The organism is Vibrio sp. 1S139, assembly GCF_041439475.1.
Classification (GTDB): domain Bacteria; phylum Pseudomonadota; class Gammaproteobacteria; order Enterobacterales; family Vibrionaceae; genus Vibrio; species Vibrio crassostreae_C.
The window spans coordinates 18,549-38,522 of the sequence record NZ_JBGOOD010000030.1 but is presented as its reverse complement, the minus strand read 5'-3'; the positions used below and the strand labels follow the sequence as shown (position 1 = coordinate 38,522).

General features: G+C 45.5%; 14 protein-coding genes. 7 read left to right on the top strand and 7 right to left on the bottom strand.

Going from position 1 to position 19,974, the window contains the following annotated elements:
* Window positions 1-40 precede the first annotated feature (40 nt).
* Window positions 41-2,629 carry a bifunctional aconitate hydratase 2/2-methylisocitrate dehydratase gene (gene acnB / locus ACED46_RS11910; RefSeq protein WP_017059425.1) on the top strand — a complete coding sequence of 863 codons (2,589 nt, stop codon included), beginning with the start codon at window positions 41-43 and terminating at the stop codon, window positions 2,627-2,629.
* 78 nt (window positions 2,630-2,707) lie between these two features.
* On the opposite strand, the gene ACED46_RS11905 is transcribed toward acnB, so the two are convergent.
* From ACED46_RS11905 to ACED46_RS11895, 3 genes are all read right to left on the bottom strand, one after another.
* Entirely contained in the window at window positions 2,708-3,841 is a 1,134-nt protein-coding gene (locus ACED46_RS11905; RefSeq protein WP_017059424.1) for a glycerate kinase, read from the bottom strand.
* 16 nt (window positions 3,842-3,857) lie between these two features.
* A complete protein-coding gene (locus ACED46_RS11900; RefSeq protein WP_017059423.1) occupies window positions 3,858-5,123 on the bottom strand; it encodes a GntP family permease in 1,266 nt (421 codons plus the stop codon).
* 127 nt (window positions 5,124-5,250) lie between these two features.
* Entirely contained in the window at window positions 5,251-6,405 is a 1,155-nt protein-coding gene (locus ACED46_RS11895) for a sugar diacid recognition domain-containing protein (protein WP_371721511.1), read from the bottom strand.
* Window positions 6,406-6,536: 131 nt separating this feature from the next.
* Between ACED46_RS11895 and ACED46_RS11890 the strand changes: the two genes are divergently transcribed.
* The 6 genes from ACED46_RS11890 (at window position 6,537) to ACED46_RS11865 (ending at window position 12,945) form a co-directional block, all read left to right on the top strand.
* Complete coding sequence (locus tag ACED46_RS11890; RefSeq protein WP_371721510.1) at window positions 6,537-6,905, top strand: YacL family protein; 369 nt, start codon at window positions 6,537-6,539, stop codon at window positions 6,903-6,905.
* A 237-nt stretch (window positions 6,906-7,142) separates the two neighbouring features.
* Window positions 7,143-7,481, top strand: a complete 339-nt coding sequence (glnK, locus tag ACED46_RS11885; protein WP_004738200.1) for a P-II family nitrogen regulator — start codon at window positions 7,143-7,145, stop codon at window positions 7,479-7,481.
* 27 nt (window positions 7,482-7,508) lie between these two features.
* On the top strand, window positions 7,509-8,738 hold the full coding sequence (locus ACED46_RS11880) for an ammonium transporter (protein ID WP_371721509.1): 1,230 nt from the start codon (window positions 7,509-7,511) through the stop codon (window positions 8,736-8,738).
* 295 nt (window positions 8,739-9,033) lie between these two features.
* The gene (locus ACED46_RS11875; protein WP_017059419.1) at window positions 9,034-10,047 is read left to right on the top strand and encodes a Fe(3+) ABC transporter substrate-binding protein; all 1,014 of its coding nucleotides are present in this window, start codon (window positions 9,034-9,036) and stop codon (window positions 10,045-10,047) included.
* 244 nt (window positions 10,048-10,291) lie between these two features.
* Window positions 10,292-11,917, top strand: coding sequence for an ABC transporter permease (locus tag ACED46_RS11870; RefSeq protein ID WP_371721508.1), 1,626 nt, complete (start codon window positions 10,292-10,294; stop codon window positions 11,915-11,917).
* A complete protein-coding gene (locus ACED46_RS11865) occupies window positions 11,917-12,945 on the top strand; it encodes an ABC transporter ATP-binding protein (RefSeq protein WP_371721507.1) in 1,029 nt (342 codons plus the stop codon). The genes ACED46_RS11870 and ACED46_RS11865 overlap by 1 nt, the downstream gene beginning before the upstream one ends.
* Before the next feature lie 150 nt (window positions 12,946-13,095).
* Here ACED46_RS11865 and ACED46_RS11860 read toward each other — a convergent pair whose 3' ends face one another.
* The 4 genes from ACED46_RS11860 to ACED46_RS11845 form a co-directional block, all read right to left on the bottom strand.
* Window positions 13,096-14,508, bottom strand: coding sequence for a phosphoglucomutase/phosphomannomutase family protein (locus ACED46_RS11860; protein WP_371721506.1), 1,413 nt, complete (start codon window positions 14,506-14,508; stop codon window positions 13,096-13,098).
* A gap of 74 nt (window positions 14,509-14,582) precedes the next feature.
* Entirely contained in the window at window positions 14,583-16,988 is a 2,406-nt protein-coding gene (locus tag ACED46_RS11855; protein ID WP_371721505.1) for a GH36-type glycosyl hydrolase domain-containing protein, read from the bottom strand.
* Window positions 16,989-17,115: 127 nt separating this feature from the next.
* The gene (locus ACED46_RS11850) at window positions 17,116-19,077 is read right to left on the bottom strand and encodes a beta-N-acetylhexosaminidase (RefSeq protein ID WP_371721503.1); all 1,962 of its coding nucleotides are present in this window, start codon (window positions 19,075-19,077) and stop codon (window positions 17,116-17,118) included.
* Window positions 19,078-19,089: 12 nt separating this feature from the next.
* Entirely contained in the window at window positions 19,090-19,974 is an 885-nt protein-coding gene (locus tag ACED46_RS11845) for a BadF/BadG/BcrA/BcrD ATPase family protein (RefSeq protein ID WP_371721502.1), read from the bottom strand.

Below are 19,974 nucleotides of genomic sequence, written 5' to 3'. Positions count from 1 at the left end.
ATGAAGGGAAGAAGTGAACCGCAATGAGAGGAAAAAAGTCGTGCTTGAAGCCTACCGTAAACACGTCGAAGAACGTGCTGCCGAAGGAGTTGTTCCAAAACCACTAGATGCTGAGCAGGTAGCTGGCCTAGTTGAACTTCTGAAGAATCCACCTCAAGGTGAAGAAGAAATCATTCTTGACCTACTAGAAAATCGCATTCCACCGGGTGTAGATGAAGCTGCTTACGTAAAAGCTGGCTTCCTTACGGCTATCACTAAAGGTGAAGTAGCTTCGCCACTAGTAAGCAAAGCAAAAGCTGCAGAACTGCTTGGTACCATGCAAGGCGGTTACAACATCGAATCTCTAGTATCTCTACTAGACGATGCTGAGCTTGCTCCAATCGCTGTTAAAGCGCTATCTCATACTCTACTGATGTTCGATGCGTTCTATGACGTAGAAGAGAAAGCGAAAGCTGGCAATGCTGCTGCACAACAAGTACTTCAATCTTGGGCTGATGCTGAATGGTTTACAGCGAAAGATAAAGTAGCAGAAAAAATCACAGTAAAAGTATTTAAAGTCACTGGTGAAACGAACACCGATGACCTATCTCCAGCGCCTGATGCATGGTCACGTCCTGACATCCCAGTACACGCGAAAGCGATGCTGAAGATGGAACGTGATGGCATTACTCCTGATGAACAGGGTAGCGTTGGTCCAATCAAACAAATTGAAGAAATGCAAAAAGATGGCATTCCACTGGCTTACGTTGGTGATGTTGTTGGTACAGGTTCTTCACGTAAATCGGCAACAAACTCAGTACTTTGGTTCATGGGTGAAGATATCCCATTCGTACCAAACAAGCGTACTGGCGGTGTTTGTCTTGGTGGTAAAATTGCACCAATCTTCTACAACACAATGGAAGATTCAGGCGCACTACCCATTGAACTGAACGTACAAGACATGAACATGGGCGATATCATTGATATCTACCCGTACGAAGGTGTTGTTCACAAGAACGGTTCTGTGATCTCAAACTTTGAGCTAAGCAAAGTACTTCTTGATGAAGTGCGTGCTGGTGGCCGTATTCCACTGATCATCGGTCGTGGTCTAACGGGTCGTGCTCGTGACGCTCTAGGTCTAGCTGAAACGGATCTGTTTGCTAAACCAATCGATCCATCTGCATCTGATAAAGGCTACACGCTAGCTCAGAAGATGGTTGGTAAAGCATGTGGCGTTGAAGGTGTTCGTGCTGGTCAGTACTGTGAACCTAAAATGACGACAGTCGGTTCTCAAGATACGACCGGTCCTATGACTCGTGATGAGCTTAAAGATCTGGCGTGTCTTGGTTTCTCTGCAGACCTTGTAATGCAGTCTTTCTGTCACACATCGGCATACCCTAAACCAGTCGATGTAAACACTCACCATACGCTACCTGATTTCATCATGAATCGTGCGGGTGTTTCACTTCGTCCGGGTGATGGCGTTATCCACTCATGGCTAAACCGTATGCTTCTTCCTGATACTGTAGGTACAGGTGGTGACTCGCATACTCGTTTCCCTCTAGGTATTTCATTCCCTGCGGGTTCTGGCTTGGTAGCATTTGCTGCAGCAACAGGCGTTATGCCTCTTGATATGCCTGAATCTATCTTGGTTCGCTTTAAAGGTGAAATGCAACCGGGTATCACGCTACGTGACCTAGTACATGCCATTCCTCTTTACGGCATCAAGCAAGGCCTACTAACGGTAGAGAAAGCAGGTAAGATCAACGAATTCTCTGGTCGTGTACTAGAAATTGAAGGTGTTGAGCACTTATCTGTTGAGCAAGCATTTGAGCTTTCTGATGCATCTGCTGAGCGTTCTGCTGCAGGTTGTACCGTTAAGCTTTCTGAAGAGTCTATCTCTGAGTACTTGAACTCGAACATCGTGATGCTGAAGTGGATGATCGCTGAAGGTTACGGTGATGTTCGTACGATTGAGCGTCGTATTACAGCAATGGAAGAGTGGCTAGCTAACCCTGAGTTGCTGTCTGCTGATTCAGATGCGGAATACGCGCACGTTATCGAGATTGACCTTGCTGATATCGATCAACCAATCCTATGTGCACCAAACGATCCAGATGATGCTCGTCTTCTATCTGACGTTCAAGGCACCGAGATTCAAGAAGTGTTCATCGGTTCTTGTATGACCAACATCGGCCACTTCCGTGCCGCTGGTAAGATGCTTGAAGAGTTCAATGGTTCTCTAAACACTCGCCTATGGGTTGCTCCGCCAACGAAGATGGATAAAGACCAACTGACAGAAGAAGGCTACTACGGCATCTTCGGTCGTGCTGGGGTACGTATCGAAACTCCTGGCTGTTCACTATGTATGGGTAACCAAGCTCGTGTTGCTGATGCTTCGACGGTTATGTCGACGTCAACGCGTAACTTCCCGAACCGCTTAGGTAATGGCGCGAACGTTTATCTGGCTTCTGCTGAGCTTTCTGCTGTTGGCGCGATTCTAGGTCGCATCCCAACGAAAGAAGAGTACTTAGAGTACGCTGAGAAGATTAATGCAACGGCTGCTGATACATACCGTTACCTGAACTTCCATAAAATGGGTCAGTACACGGAAAAAGCAGACACGGTTATCTTCCAAGAGCCTGCGTAACGTCTGATTTTGTTGTAAATATAATTAAGGCCGCTGTGAATAGCGGCCTTAATTGCTTTTAGCTTACAGAGAGCTCGATTAGTGCTTAATCGTATACATTGCTGCAACATTGCGAGCAGTAAGTTCAATATTTTCAGCCGCTTCAGCCAAAGCTGTCGGCAAGTCTACTGAACGGTTCACTACCGCAAATACCGCGTCGATACCATGCTCATGAACCACACCACAATCACTGGCTAGACAGCCGGCAATACCGATGACAGGCAGTTTATGTTTTTTGGCTGTGCGAGCGACACCAATCGGTGTTTTGCCATGAATGGTTTGGCTATCAATGCGCCCCTCTCCTGTAATCACAAGATCAGCATCTGAGACTATTTCATCTAAATTGACGGCGTCCATTACGATGTTAATACCAGGGCGAAGCTCCGCATTTAACAGGCCAACAAGTGCCGCGCCTAGACCGCCTGCCGCGCCAGCACCAGGGAGATCAATGACATCGACGCCTAACTGGTTTTTCATGATACTGGCATAATGAGCAAGGTTAGCATCTAACAGCTCAACCATTTCTGGTGTTGCGCCTTTTTGCGGACCGAATACCTGTGATGCCCCTTTTGGTCCGCATAATGGATTATCGACATCACAAGCGACCTCTAAGCGTACGTTTTGTAGGCGTGGGTCGAGGTTGGTGAGATCAATGGTTGTCAGTTTTGACAGTTCACCACCACCAAACACCAGCTCGTGACCCTCTGCATCTAGCATACGAATGCCTAGCGCTTGAGCCATTCCTAAGCCACCATCATTGGTCGCACTACCACCAATGCCAATAATAATATGCTCAACACCTTTATCTAATACGGCTTTGATCAACTCACCCGTACCATAGGTAGTGGTTTTTAGTGGATTACGTTGTTCTGGAGAGACTAAATCTAGGCCGGAAGCGGCCGCCATTTCAATAATGGCAGTTTTACCGTCACCGAACATACCGTAGAAGCCTTCGACAATTTCACCTAATGGACCAATCACTGGATGTTGGATGATAGAGCCATTGGTCGCATCCACCAGAGATTGTACTGTGCCTTCACCACCATCAGCCATTGGTAATTTTACGTATTCGGCGTTTGGTATTAGCTGTTTAAAGCCATCTTCAATCGCTTGAGCAACGCCCATTGCTGATAGGCTTTCTTTATATGAGTCAGGAGCAATTACAATTTTCATTTTGATACCTTTAAACTTAAACAAACAGACCAAATACACCGAAGATCATTACTGAGACGAAGGCGATAACAAGACCGACCGCTGACTCATAAGGGATGAGTTTTAGACGTTCATGAATACTCATATGTACCGCACCACCCGTGGCATGGAAGAAGCTACCATGTGGCATATGGTCAAGTACTGTCGCACCAGAGTGGATCATTGCTGCGCCTGCGAGAGCTGGAACACCTAGCTCAAGAATGGTGCTGGCAAATACATTCGATGCCACTACTGTTCCGGCAGTTGTCGATGCGGTTGATAGTGCCATCAGTGCGCCAGAAAACGGAGCAAGTAAGTAAGAAGGCAGCCCAGACATCGTCAGCACTTCAATCAGATCAGCTTTTAGTCCTGAGTTAGCAATGATGCCTGCAATGGTTCCTGTGCCCAGTAGCATTACAGCAACCGGTGCCATACGTGACAAGCCTGAAACCGCAAAGCTATTGGCTTGTTTGAAGCGACCCATAGCCAGTGCACCCAGCAATCCACCCAAGGGTAATGCAATTAGAGGATCAACATTGATATCAGCGAGTGGTCGCAGCGCGAGTAGGGCAATAGCCACTAACGGTGCAACGATTGAAGAAGAAAAGCTTGGCAGTGAACTTTGATCCGCTTTGACCACTTCACTTTCCGCTACTTTTGAACCTTTATTGACGAGGCGCTTTGCCAAGAAGTAGGCGAAAAGCAGCCCAAATAGACCCGGAATCACGCCTGCAGCCATCACAGAGGTTAACGGAACATTGAACGCATCAGCCGCCGCAATGGCATTTGGGTTAGGCGACATGACATTACCTGCTTTACCGCCGCCCACCATCGCTAAAAGGATCGCGGTTTTAGAAAGGTCTGCGCGGCGAGCAATAGCCAGTGCAATAGGAGAAACCGTGATAACGGCCACATCAACGAAAACGCCAACAGCGGTTAAAATCATGGTCGCAATGGCAAGAGCAAGTAAGGCGCGAGTTTCGCCTACTTTTTTGATGATGGATTCTGCAATCGAGGTAGCCGCCCCTGATTCAATTAGTACGCCGGCCAACACACCAGCGGCGAGAATTCGCATCACTGAAGTGACGATCCCTTGGGCACCACCTATCATTAACTCAACGGTTTCGGTGAGAGAAACGCCGCCAACCACGCCGCCAACCAAAGCACCGATGATCATGCCGTAGGTGGGTGGCACTTTTTTAAGAATGAGCGCGATAGCAACAATCAATGCTGAAAGTGCGCCAAGAGTTGAAACTTCAATCATGTTCTATTTCCCAGATAACGATGTGTCATTTTCGGCAAATATAAAGATATAGGGTTGGTAAGTCTTTGTCATTCTCTACAAATAAGTGCTCAAATCGGTCCTTTTAAATTGTGCAGTTGCACATTTTTTAGCTCGACCAGTGGAATAGATTTATTGCAATGTAGAGTTGAAATAGATCGTCTATATTGTTGATATTTAATGATGTTATTTGGTTTATCTTGTCTGTTCGATAGCGTAGCGTATTGCGATGGATATGTAGTTCGTTACAGGTGAGAGCTGAATCACAGTTCTGCTTTAAATATGTCTTCAAAGTTTTGATCAGTATCCCTTTACTGTCCTGTTGTTGAAGATGTAGGTAAGACTGCTCCAGTTGCTCACGAATCCATGGATCTTGTAACAGGCTACTCATAATGGCCGGCAGTCGATAGTCTTGATAGAAAAACATGTCTCCGGGGCGGTTACCGACACTGCGCATAGCGAGCTCAGCGGTATCATATGAGCGTGCTAAACCAGAAAGTCCGGTAAAGTAATCCCCAAGCGCAATCTTGATTTGAAACTTAGCTTCTTTCTTTATTCTTTTGAGTAGCAATTTCACGCGCTTGGCTTCTGCATCCTTGGACCAGCTGTTCCCTATCAGGGTTATAGGCTTGAGTACCACCACTTCGTTTTGTGAAACAGACAAGATACCGACTAAATTATCGCGCTCGGGATATTCAAGTAAATGTACTAATTGCTGTAAGTTTTCCAATGAAGGCGCAGTGTCTCCTATCGGTAACACCTTGACGATGGCGGCAATCCGCGGTTGTGCAAGGTCGAGATCCAGACGCTGTGCGATGGATTGCAGTTGCATGTCATTAAGCGTGCTACCTCGGATTAATTGCAATACCAATTCTTCACGATGCCTCTTATTCCATTCTACTTGAGACATAAGTACAGCTTGTTCAACAATAAGCTCAGCGGTCATCTTCACCAGCTCACCAAAATGATGAACTTGCTGCAGTGTCCCAGAAACCCCAATCACCCCAATGACATTATCCTGAAATAGAATCGGTAAATTAACTCCAGGCTTAACCCCTTTTAGGTGTTCGGCAGTGGCTTCGTCAATATTAACGACTCGTGATTCGGTGATGGCAAGTACCGCTCCTTCATGTTTTTGGTATAAGCGAGTAGGATCACTGGATCCAATAATGCGACCTTTATTATCCATCACATTAATCGAGTGTGGGATGATCTTCATGGTTCGTTCGACAATTTGTTTGGCAATCATTTCGTTCAACTGCATAGAGCCCTCCTCTTCATTGACTGTGTAGGTTGGATCGTAACGATAAATTCGTCAATACGCTCGTTTCTGACAAGACAATGGTATACTCAGAAATAGTATCGCTTGAGTATTAATGCAGTATAGGTTGAGTTATGGAGTTTGAATTTACTAGAAACACTCTAATGGGTGAATACTATGTGAAATGCAGCATGGGCCATGAGATTGTTGGCCGTTGGCTTCAAGAAGAGATCGGTAAAGATAAGCAAAAATTAGATCATGTGATGGCGTTGATTGAGCAATCTCGACAGGACTTGAGCAATGAAGTGACGTTGCTTGGCAAAGAGATTAGCCTTGCGATTAATGAAGACGAAGTAACGATTCAAGAAAACGTGTTAGCGCATGAGCAAGAGACGGAAGAGGGCAGTGAGTTCGACTTCTATAACTGTGAAAGCCAAGCAAGCTGTGGAATCGACGATTTCGAACTGCTCATCGAACGCTGGATGGATTTTTTAGGTTACTAGTCCTAAGACCTATTTGTTAGTCATTCAGAGCTTTGAAGGCTCCGTTGCCCAAAACTGGAGCAATAAGAGCATCGCGCATTAAGATAGTGAAAGGCTGCACCATGTTGGTGCGGTCTTTTTCGTTATTACGACCTTATTATCTTCATCTTATTTAAAATCAATCACTTAACTTTTTGGCACGCTACTTGGATTGTAATAAGAGAATTAACGGATTAAGTAAGAATTTAAGGAACGAATATGAAATTAATAAATGCCATTGTTAAGCCATTCAAATTAGACGATGTACGCGAAGCGCTCTCTGATGTGGGTATTGAAGGTATGACTGTTTCTGAAGTGAAAGGCTTTGGTCGTCAGAAGGGACACACTGAATTGTATCGTGGTGCAGAGTACCAAGTGGATTTCCTACCAAAGGTGAAGCTAGAGATTGCTACCCAAGCTGAGAATGTTGACCGAGTTGTTGAAGCGATTAGCCAAGCGGCACACACCGGAAAAATCGGCGACGGCAAAATTTTTGTGTATGACCTAAGCCAAGCCGTACGAATTCGTACTGGTGAAATGGATGCTGAAGCACTTTAAAGAATTACAAGGACTGGAGACTTTAATATGGAACTTACAACAACAGTAACGGAACTACGTTACGCACTAGACACTTTTTTCTTCCTCATTTCAGGTGCGTTGGTAATGTGGATGGCAGCAGGCTTCGCGATGTTAGAAGCTGGCCTAGTTCGTTCAAAGAACACCACAGAAATTTTAACTAAGAACATCTGTTTGTACGCAATTGCTTGTACAGCTTTCTTAGTGGTTGGTTACAACATCATGTATGTCGACAACGGTGAAGGCGGTTGGTTGCCATCATTTGGTACTCTAATTGGTACACAAGGTAAAGGCGCAGATCACTCTCTAGAATCAGACTTCTTCTTCCAGGTAGTATTCGTTGCAACAGCAATGTCTGTAGTATCTGGTGCGGTTGCTGAGCGTATGAAGCTTTGGTCATTCCTAATCTTCTCTGTAGTACTAACAGCGTTCATTTACCCTGTTGAAGGTTATTGGACTTGGGGCGGTGGTTTCCTATCAGAAGCGGGTTTCAGTGACTTCGCAGGTTCAGGTATCGTACACATGGCTGGTGCAGCAGCAGCGTTAGCTGGTGTTCTACTACTCGGTGCTCGTAAAGGTAAATACGGTAAGAACGGTGAAATCTACCCGATTCCTGGTTCAAACATGCCACTTGCAACGCTAGGTACATTTATCCTTTGGTTCGGTTGGTTCGGTTTCAACGGCGGTTCTCAACTGATGGTTTCGGATTTTGAGAACGCAACAGCAGTAGGTCAAATCTTCCTTAACACCAACGCAGCAGCAGCAGCAGGCGCAATTGCAGCACTACTAGTATGTAAAACAACTTGGGGTAAAGCAGACCTAACAATGATTCTTAACGGCGCGTTAGCTGGCCTAGTAGCAATCACTGCAGACCCTCTATCACCATCACCTCTATTTGCTGTAGCGATTGGTTCGGTATCTGGTGCATTGGTTGTATTCAGCATCATCGCTCTAGACAAAGCTAAGATTGATGATCCAGTAGGTGCTATCTCTGTACACGGTGTATGTGGTTTCTTCGGTCTAATGGCTGTGCCACTAAGCAACGCTGATGCAACGTTTGGTGCTCAGCTAATGGGTGCAGCAGTCATCTTTGCATGGGTATTCGGTGCTAGCCTAGCAGTATGGGCGGTGCTTAAAGCAACAATCGGTATCCGAGTAACGGAAGATGAAGAACTTGAAGGTATGGACATGCACGATTGTGGTGTCGGCGCTTACCCTGAGTTTGTATCAGTAAAATAATCAACAGTCGTCGCCTAATCTGAATGGGTTAGGTTGGACAAAGAAAGCCCCGCAACTCTTGTTGCGGGGCTTTGTTGTATTTACGGTTGCACAATATATAAACACGAACGTTGAAGTTAGGCTCATTGTTTAAGGGGAACGACAAGACACAAAGTTGAAATGGTTTGTTACAAAAGTGAGAGTTTGAATGGTCTGAGTAGACGGATTTTTTGTTGGTCGTCATTGTAATTATGTTAATGATGAATATAATAACGCAACTGATAGACATTATCATTTCGATATAAAGGATTTTACAATGAAGAAACTGCTAACACTTTCAGCTCTAGCGTGTGGTGTAATTGCCCCGACAGCAATGGCTGCGGAAGAAGTAAACGTATACTCTTACCGTCAACCTTTCCTTGTTGAGCCAATGTTCAAAGAGTTCACAAAAGAGACTGGTATTAAAGTAAACGTTAAGTTTGCTAAAAAAGGTTTAGCAGAGAAGTTAGCTCAAGAGGGTGAATACAGCCCAGCTGACGTTGTCTTAACTGTAGATATCAGCCGTCTATCTGAATTAACTAAACAAGGTCTAGTTCAATCTGTAGAGAGCGATGTACTTGAAAAGAACATCCCAGCTCAATACCAAGATACAGATAACGAGTGGTTCGCTCTAACAACTCGTACACGTAGCGTTTATTCTTCACGTGACCGTGTTGGTCGTCTAGGTGAAGAGTTCACTTACGAAGATCTAACTAAGCCTGAATTTAAAGGCAAAATCTGTACTCGTAGTGGTAAGCACCCATACAATGTTTCTCTAGTATCTTCGATGATTGCTCACAAAGGTGAAGCTGAAACGAAAGAATGGCTAGAAGGCGTAAAAGCAAACCTAGCACGTAAGCCTCAAGGTAACGACCGCGCGCAAGTTAAAGCGATTAAAGAAGGTCTATGTGATGTTGCTCTTGGTAACAGCTACTACCTAGGTAAGATGGTTAATGATAAAGAGCAAAAAGCTTGGGCTGACTCTGTTTACATTAACTTCCCTAACCAAGAGACTACAGGTACTCACGTAAACATCTCTGGTATGGCAATGGCTAAATACTCTCCAAATGAAGAGAATGCCGTTAAGCTGATGGAATTCCTATCTGGTGACACAGCACAAAGCATGTACGCAGAAGTGAACTACGAATACCCAGTGAAAGCAGACGTTAAACCTTCTGAGCTTGTTGCTTCATGGGGCGAGTTCAAAGCGGATACTATTTCTCTAGACGAAATTGCAAACCACCACGCGGCTGCAATCAAGCTATTAGACGAAGTTAAGTTCGATCTATAATTTATTACGGTAGGCTTCGGCCTAAGTAAAATGACAACCTCAAGTCGCCATTTTGGCTACTTGGGGTTGTTTGTTATTGGAAAATCACTTTTTGATACAAAGCACCCCGTTGATCCCTTGAGTTATTAGCATCTCACCTTGAAGTCATTAGAGTATATGGGTATAAATAACCCCACCATTAAAAGGATATGAGATGTATTTGCAAATGCATTTGTGTTTCATTAAGCCTCGTTGTAGTTAGGCGATGAAAGAAAAGAATTATTTATGGAACACCAGTAGCGGCATTATTGCTGTATTACTGGTCTTACCGATCTTAGCGATTTTTACGACGGCTGTTGGAGAAACAGATGAGCTATTTTCTCATCTGATGTCCACAGTGATGCCTACCTATGCCTACAATACGGTGGTTTTAGTCATAGGAACCATGTTCCTGTCTTTAGTTTTTGGTATTCCGTCGGCTTGGGTTATGGCAATGTGCCGTGTTCCGGGAGAGCGTGTTTTGCAGTGGGCACTCGTCCTGCCATTAGCAATGCCAGGCTATATTGTTGGGTATATATTCACCGATTGGTTCGACTTTGCTGGGCCTGTTCAAGTTCTACTGCGAGATCTTACTGGGTGGGGACCCGGTGAGTATTGGTTCCCGGATATTAGAACCTTATCTGGTGCTATTATTGTTCTGTCTCTCGTTCTCTATCCTTATGTTTACTTGCTGTGCCGCGCCGCATTTATGGAGCAAAACGTCTCCTTACTGCAATCCGCTCGGTTGCTAAAATGCTCGCCTTGGGAAAGCTTCCGTCGTATCTCCTTACCACTTGTTCGTCCATCAATGGCGGTCGGTTTATCGCTTGTTGCTATGGAGACCATCGGTGACTTTGGTACCGTGAGTTACTTTGCGGTAAATACTTTAACGACTGCGGTTTATGATACTTGGCTAGGCTACTCAAGCTTAACGGCAGCTGCGAAAATATCGGCAATCATGCTGGTTATCGTGATCCTACTGTTGAGCTCAGAGCGATACAGTCGCCGTAAGCAGAAGCTATTCCTGAATCAGTTCAGCAGCCGCGAAGATTTTCGTTACGACCTTTCTGGTTGGAAAAAATGGCTGGCACTATTCTGGTGCTGGGGATTAGTTTGCGTTGCGTTCTTATTCCCTCTTGGCCAGCTCATTATTTACGCCTACAAATATTTTGCTCAAAGCTGGACCCCTGAATTCAGAGAATATGCCATCAACAGCCTTTACGTTTCGGTAGCTGCTGCGATTATTGGCGTGATTATCGCGATGATTGTTAACTTTAATCAACGCGTTAGTCCGAGTAAGAAAAATCAGGCTTATATGCGTCTCGCTTCGATGGGCTATGCCGTTCCAGGCACCGTGTTAGCGATTGGGGTGATGGTACCTGTTTTGTTCATGGATCACTTGGTCAATGACATTGCGAAAGTGATGGAGTGGGGGCGACCTGGTTTGATCTTCTCTGGCTCCATGTTCGCGTTAATTTTTGCCATGGTCGTACGTTTCTCTGCAGTGGCAATTGGCAGTATTGAAAGCAGCTTGAGTAAAGTATCCCCTTCATTGGATATGGCCTCAAAAACCATGGGCTGCAATACCAACCAGATGTTACGTCGTGTTCATTTACCTTTGATTAAACGTGGCGCATTGATCGCTGGCTTACTGGTGTTTATCGAATCAATGAAAGAGTTGAATGCGGCATTGCTGCTGCGTCCTTTCAACTTCGAGACATTGGCGACTTATGTTTATAACTATGCCTCAGATGAGCACCTAGAATTGGCGGCGATGCCTGCTGTATTATTGGTGTTGGTGGGTTTAATTCCTCTAATCATCGTAAACCGTTCCTTGGAGCAGAAAAACTAATGAGTTGTGCATTATCAATTAAAGATCTGACTTGTAAGTATGAGTCGCAAACCATTTTGGAAGCGCTCTCGTTAGAAGTTGAGCATGGTGAAATTGTTTGTCTTCTTGGTGCGAGTGGCTGCGGTAAAACGACCTTACTGAAGGCGATTGCGGGCTTACTTCCATTGAGTAGCGGTGTGATGAGTTTGAATTGTCAAACCATTGATGATGGCGAGAATTGGTTGCCACCAGAGCAGCGTAACATTGGTATGATTTTCCAAGATTACGCCCTGTTTCCGCACCTGACGGTAAACCAGAATGTCGGCTTTGGCTTGAAAGACCTTTCTGAGCAGCAAAAGAAAGACAAAGTTCAAGAGATGCTGGAGTTGGTTCACTTAGATGAGTACGGTGACCGCTACCCACACCAACTTTCAGGTGGTCAACAACAGCGTGTCGCTATTGCTCGTTCTTTGGCGTACAAGCCAGACTTGCTACTGTTAGATGAACCATTCTCAAACATCGATACTCAGGTTCGTCATGAGCTGATTTCTCAGATTCGCAAGATTTTTAAGAAGCAGGGTGTTACAGCTATCTTCGTAACTCACAGCCGTGAAGAAGCGTTCGCATTTGCAGATAAAATGGCAGTAATGAACCATGGTGTGATTGAGCAGTATGGTTCGGCATCTGAGTTGTATTTCCATCCTTCAAGTAAGTTTGTTGCAGACTTTTTGGGTGGCGGTAGCTACCTCAATGCACAGCGTATTTCGGAGCATGAATTTGAAACCAGTTTGGGTATGGTTGAAGCCAAACCGCAAACGGAGATTGAGTTCGGCAATACATGTGATCTTCTGCTAAGGCCCCAGCATATCCAAGCAAGTTACGAGCAAGATAGTGCTATTTCGGTGCTAGAACAGCAATTTATGGGTGATCACTGTCGTTATGTAATCGAAGCGCATGGTCAGAAGTTATTAGCAACCTCGTCAGAAGCACTTGAAGTGGGTATGCCGGTCAACGTAAAAGTCGATACCAAAGGCGTATTGGCTTTTTAAAGAGATATAACGCGATACTAATCGTTACAAGAATCGCGATAAAAAAGCCCAGCACTTTAATCAAAGTACTGGGCAAGAGTTCTTCACTTATAGGCTTTAACAAGGCAGTGATTTGTTAAGTCCCATACAAAACTGCTGCACTCTATAAGCCTATAGAGAGAGGAAGTCTTTCACTTTTTGAAGAACACGTTCTGCAGTGTCTTTATCTTCCATTTCTGCGAAGATTCGTAGTAACGGCTCTGTTCCTGAGAAGCGAGCAATCACCCAGCCGCCATTCTTGAAGTACACCTTGGCACCATCTTCATAGCTTACTTTTTCAATTTCGTATTCAAATTCAGGCAGTTGCTTCTCGACGTAGATCTTAGTGTAAAGCGCTTCTTTCTCTGAAGGTTTAAACTTACAATCGCCTTCTGCGGTGTAGGCATAGCCATATTTAGAGTAAATCTCATCAAGTAATTCAGACAACTTCTTGCCTGTCACACTGATCATCTCAACCAGTAAGCTTGAAGCAAATACGCCATCCTTACCTTTGATGTGACCACGAATGGTTAAACCACCTGAACTTTCGCCACCAATCAGAGAGTCATCGGCCTCCATTTGTGAGCTGATATGCTTAAAGCCTACAGGAACCTCAAAGCTCTTCTCACCATGATCTGCCGCCACTTTATCCAGTAGGTGTGTGGTTGCGATGTTACGAACGACAGAGCCCTTCCAGCCTTTGTATTCCAGCAAGTAGTAGTAAAGTAGGAGTAGCACTTCGTTAGGGTGAATGAAGTGACCTTTCTCATCGATGATTCCCAAACGGTCAGCATCGCCATCAGTACCAATACCAATGTCATAGCCTTCTGCTGCAACTAAGTGCTTCAAGCGATACAGCGTTGCAGCATTTGGCGACGGCATTAAGCCACCAAAATCTGGGTTTTTGCCATCGTTGATGACGTCGACATCACAGCGACCGTTAATCAGCACGGTTTGCAGAGCGTTTTTCGCCACACCAAACATTGGGTCGATCAGCACGCGTAGATTCGCTTTCTTAATCGATTCAATATCGATGGCATTAATGATGGAATCAACAAAGGCGTTCATCGGGTTGATGATTTCGATCTCTTTGTCATTCAACGCTTGCTCGAAATCGACACGAATAATATCTTCGTTGGTCAGTGTTGCGATTTGCTGTTCGATCTTCTCTGTGATGATCTCATCAGCATCACGGCCACCTTCAATGAATACTTTGATGCCATTGTAATCGGCTGGGTTGTGAGAGGCGGTAATACACGCCGAGTAGGTGCATCCCATCTCTTTTGCTTGGAACATCACGATAGGTGTTGGAACAAACTTATCGATGAAGCTTACTTTGATGTTGTTCGCCGCAAGTACTTCTGCAAACCAACATGCGGCTTTATCGGAAAGGAAACGACGGTCATAGCCGATCACAAACCCATTCTTGGCTGCATCTTCGTTGTTGATGATGTTAGCGAGTGCTTGCGCTACCAAACGGACGTTTTCTCTAGTGAACTCCTCACCAATGAAAGCGCGCCAGCCACCTGTACCAAATTTAATCATTAGAAAATCCTTTTAGTCTCATTGTCTCAAGCCTGTAAAGACTTGAGACAAGAGCTGTTCGTTAAATTGCGTGACTAGCCTAGAACAACGACAACATCGTTCACGCTGCCTTCTGCTTGTACTGGGATAGCGCCTTCAACTGATTCACCATTGATAGTGATAGAGGCAGCGCCTTTGCTTACTGCATTCGGGTTTTGCACTGTGATGTTATAAGTCGCGCCACGCCATTGACGAGTAACCTCGAATTCTGGCCAATCAGTCGGGATACAAGGATCAACCGTTAAGCCTTCAAAGCCTGTACGAACACCAAGAATGAAGTTGGTTACCGCGAAGTAAGCCCAACCAGAGGTACCGGTTAACCAAGGGTGGTTTGCACGGCCGTGGTCTTGGTGATCTTTACCCATGATGAACTGCACGTACGAGTATGGTTCTGCGTAACGCGTTTCAATCATGTCGTTTTGGTTGTATGGGTTCAGTGCGTCGTAGAATTTCATCGCACGGTCACCACGGCCTAGTTTCGCTTCTGCTACCCAGGCCCATGGGTTAGGGTGAGAGAAGATTGCGCCGTTCTCTTTTACGCCTTGGTAAACGCGAGTTACGAAACCGATATCATCGTTTGGTGTTGCAAATGAAGGAGAGTTTAGGTGTAGGCCGTATTCTGAGAAAAGGTTCTCATCAACAGCGTCCATCGCTTTCTCACCGCGTTCTTGAGATACAGCACCAGATAGAACGGCTAGCGTGTTTGACTCAAGGTGTACACGACCTTCAGCTTGTTGAGCGGTACCGATCTTGTCGCCATTTTTAGTTAGACCACGGATGTACCAGCCGCCTTCGTCATCCCAAAGGTGCGTTTCACACGCTTCGCGAACGTTAGCTGCCATTTCAGTGTATTTCGCAACATCAGCATCGTTATTACGGAACTTAGCAAGATCTAGGAATTCTTGTAGCGCCCAGAAGTGTAGGAATGAAACCATTGAAGATTCACCACCACCTAGGTTCAAACAGTCATTCCAGTCAGCTCGAAGACCTTTACAGATACCCGTTTGACCCACGTATTCAGCAGAGAAGTTCAGTGCCGCTTTCATGTGTTCATAAACTGTCGCCTCGCCACCGTCTGCGTATGGAATCACTTCATCGAAGAAGTCGTGCTCACCGGTTTCCATTACGTATTTGATAATGGTCGGAACGATCCATAGGTGGTCATCAGAACATGTGTCTTCAATGCCGTGGATCTTGTCGTCATCTGACGGTGTTGGAACAACTGTTGGTGATTTTGATGGCTCAACGTCGGCTTTCTCTGGATCGAACCAGTCAGGATCGAACAAGTGTAGACCGTAGCCCGCTTTCACTTGGCCGCGAAGCAGGTCGATAATACGTTTCTTGGTCATTTGTGGGTTGGCATGGGGTACTGAAATAGCATCTTGAGCCGTATCACGGTAACCAAGACCAGTACGACCGCCAACTTCGATGAATGATGCAAAGCGTGACCAAACCACACAGGTTTCCGCTTGGTATAGCGTCCACGTGTTGATCATTGTGTCTAAGCCTTCGTTTGGCGACTTAACTTGGAATTTGTTGCAACGCTCGTCCCAGTGATCTTTGATGCCTTGGAAAGCGGCGTCTACGTTTGCTGTGTCTTGGTACTTCTCACGTAGGCGTTCACCGTTGCCTTTACCGATACCGAGTACATACGCAAAGCGAACTTCTTCACCGGGTTGAATCGTAAATTGCTTGTGCAGAGAACCACAATGGTTGTAACAAGTTTGAGCGCTGTTAGAACACTTACCGTTTTCAACCGCAATTGGATTTGCTTCATCACGGTACATACCAAGGAAGTTGTCACGTTGGCCATCGTAGCTGTCTGGTGAGAAAGTTGAAGCTAGGTAGTAGAAGCCTTCAAAGTCGTTAGTGTTGTAGTACAGGTCGTATTCCAGAACACCTTCTTGGTAAGACGTGCCCGCAGAGTACAAAGACATCTGATGGTTTTGATTGTCTGATTGAATATGGCTGAAAGAGAACTCAACAAACGAGAAAGTGCTGATAGTACGTGGCTTGTCAGTGTTGTTCTTTAATACAACGTCCCAAACTTCTGCATCTTCACCCTTAGGTACGAATAGCGTCTTGGTTGCGGTAATGCCGCTGTATTCACATTTGAATTTTGAGTATGACAGGCCGTGACGAACTTCGTAGTTCGCTTCATCTAGGCTCTTTGCCACTGGTTGCCAAGAGATAGACCAGTAATCACCCGTCTCATCATCACGCAGGTAAACATAGTGTCCTGGGCGGTCAAAGGTGCCGTTTGGACGGAACTTAGTAACACGGTTGTATTCCGGAGAATTGTAGAACGAGTAACCGCCCGCATTGTGCGAAATCACGGTACAAAACTTTTCAGTACCTAGGTAGTTTGTCCAAGGTGCTGGTACATCAGGGCGAGTGATGACGTATTCGCGATTGTCGTTATCGAAATAGCCGTATTTCATTGTCATTTCCTTTTTAACAAACTGCATCTATGCAGCTAATTTTTAAATAGTGATGCTGAGTCGTATCTAACTGAGCACCTTAATTTGAGTCAGCAACCACTCGATATGAGTGTCGCTTTGGTTTGTTTTATTGAGCTTTCCAAGGGTTGCGATAATCAACATTGAGTTTGTCGAGTAATGGCAGATGCCCCTTTAGGCGAGATAGGTAATCTAGCCAGTTTCGGTTGTTTTTATGTGTCCAACATCCTTCAGCTAAAGCGCTAATTCTTGGGAATACCATGTAATCCATACGCTTTTGGTTGGTGACGATCTCACACCATAGAGCACACTGAATTCCGCGGATCCGCTTACGAATTGGGTCGGTGTCGGATATCTCAGCAAGTGCTTCGTAGGTATAAGCTTGTTCTAATGGGATAACGGCAGCCCAATCTACGCCCGGTTCTTCCGGTGCATAATCTTGGGTCATGTCGAGATAGGTAAACTGTGCAGGTTGCAACACCACATCAAAGCCTTGGCGAGCGCAATTGACAGCCGCTTCTTCACTGAGCCATGAGTAGATGATGGTCTCTTTACTCACTTTGTCGCCGTGCTGTGCTTCTTCCCAGCCGACCATGCGTTTGCCGAGTTGCTTAAGCTTGTTTTCGGCATAGCGGAATAGGTGACCTTGTAGGTCTTTGCTGTCTTGGTACTGGTGTTCTTTCATCAACGCTTGAGCAGCAGGGCTGTTGCTCCACACTCCCGGTGGCACTTCGTCTGCACCCATGTGAATTAATTCGCTCGGGAACAGCTCTGCGACTTCTTCAATAACTGCATCTAGAAATTGGTAAGTGCCTGGTAAACCTGGGTTTAGGACGTTGTCGTTGTAGTGCTGAATGCTTTTGTATTGAGTAGTGTCAGCTTGCTCTACCAACATGTCAGGCAGTGATTTGATTGCGGCACGGCAGTGTCCCGGAATATCGATCTCTGGGATCACCGTGATGCTGCGTTGCTCTGCATATTCAATGACTTCACGAATTTGTTGTTGCGTGTAGAAGCCGCCGTAGTTTTCCGCAATGTGGGTATATTGCGGCTCTAGTGCATGATCAGGGCCACGCCAAGCGCCAATTTCTGTTAGCTGTGGCAGGCTCTTTATCTCAATTCTCCAACCTTCATCGTCAGTTAGGTGCCAATGAAATACGTTGAACTTGTAGTGCGCCAGTTGATTGATTAAACGCTTCACTTGCTCTACTGAGTGGAAGTGACGAGCGCAGTCCAACATCATGCCGCGGTACTTAAAGCGCGGTTGGTCGGCTATCTTGCAACATGGTAGAGAGAAGTTCTCTGCGTCCAGTTGTTGAACTAGTTGAATCAAGCTTGCCACAGCGTGTGTAAAGCCCGACTGGCTGCCTGATTCAGCAATAATCTGTTGTGCAGTGATGGTCAGTTTGTACTCGGCTTCATCTAACGTCGGGTTGCTGCGAAATAGAATGTTGCCGCTTTCGTCTTTTGAAAGTTCAGCTGAAAGCGCGGTCGAAAGAGACAGCTCAAAGGTCGAGAGCAACTCTTGCTGGAACCAAGAGACTGCCTTATCAGCAAGATGAGATTGAACCTCAATTCTGCAGTCGTTATTTAGCGCGAAGTTACTTAGCGCGAAACTACCTTGCTGAAATTCGATCTGATTAGGCTGAGGAATCAATGCAATCTCAGCAGCGTTAACTTCAGGTATTTGATTGCGTTCACGGTATGGCGAAGCCAGTACTATGGGTGATATCGCGACAGGCAGTACCGATGTTTCTCCATCATTATGTGACTGGATAAAGGCATCGTTAAGGCCATCAGAATAAAAACGGAATGGGGCGCTTTGAATGCTGAATTCAAGGTAGTAATGGTTGTTCGCCTTTAACACTGACGAACTTGGTTTGAACGAACAAAAGCTTCCAACTTGAGTCAGTTCACCTTGCGATAAACTTTCTGGAAGGATGAATCGATCAAATGCAAAGTGCAGAGACCAATCTGTTACGTCGAGGTCACTTAAGTTATGTACCGTAAGGCCAAATCGGCAGTTATTTTTTTGTTCAGAAAGAACAGCTAAGTCGATGCGATAATTCATATAACTTCCCTGCTAAGCCTGTTGATACAAGTTGTGTTGTGGTTTCCCGGCAAACATCAATGCGCCTTCAATAGCGTCGAATTGAGGTTTAACGATCCATTGTTGTACTGGTGGTGATAGCCAGTTGAGAATACGCTCAGCGATACTTCCCATTAAGCACACCTTGTCAGCGCCTTTTCGATGCAGTGCTAAGACAAACATTTCGATATCAGCCGCGGTTTGCTTGAGCATATCGATAGCCAGTTCGTCACCTTCGTTAGCGAGTTGAAAAATAACTGGTGAGAATTGACCGTAATCCTTTGGAATAGCACCTTTTGACCATTCGACAATGGCATCCACATCATTATTAAAGTGATTCATCACATGTAGAGTCAGCGGGGTTTTGTTGCGAATACCGTCTTCTGCAAGCAAGACTTGTTGAATCAAACGTAAGCCCATGACTGCGCCGCCGCCTTGATCTGAAATCGGAAATTCACGACCGCCAACAACATGTTGTTCGCCGTTGTTTAAGTAGATGCCGCACGAACCGGTGCCACCGATCATGATTGCACCGTCTTGGCCATTGTGAGCACCAATGCAAGCGCCGTAAGCGTCTGTATTGAGTGTCATGCTTGCGAAAGGGTGTGTCTGTGCCATGAAGTCGAGCCATGCTGATTTTTGCTCTGCGCCAGCCAGTGCTAGGCCAACATGCATATTTGAAAAATGGTCTGAGTTGAGTTGCCCTTGTTGTGCAGCTTTTGTGATGGCATCAATAATTGAGCTCATCGCAACATCAACACCCAAAAGGATGTTGCCACTGCCACTTTTCGCTTCACCAATCAGTTTGCCTTGAGCGTCACGAATACGAGCACGACAAGAAGTACCACCACCATCAATACCGACGTAGTAAAGAGTCAT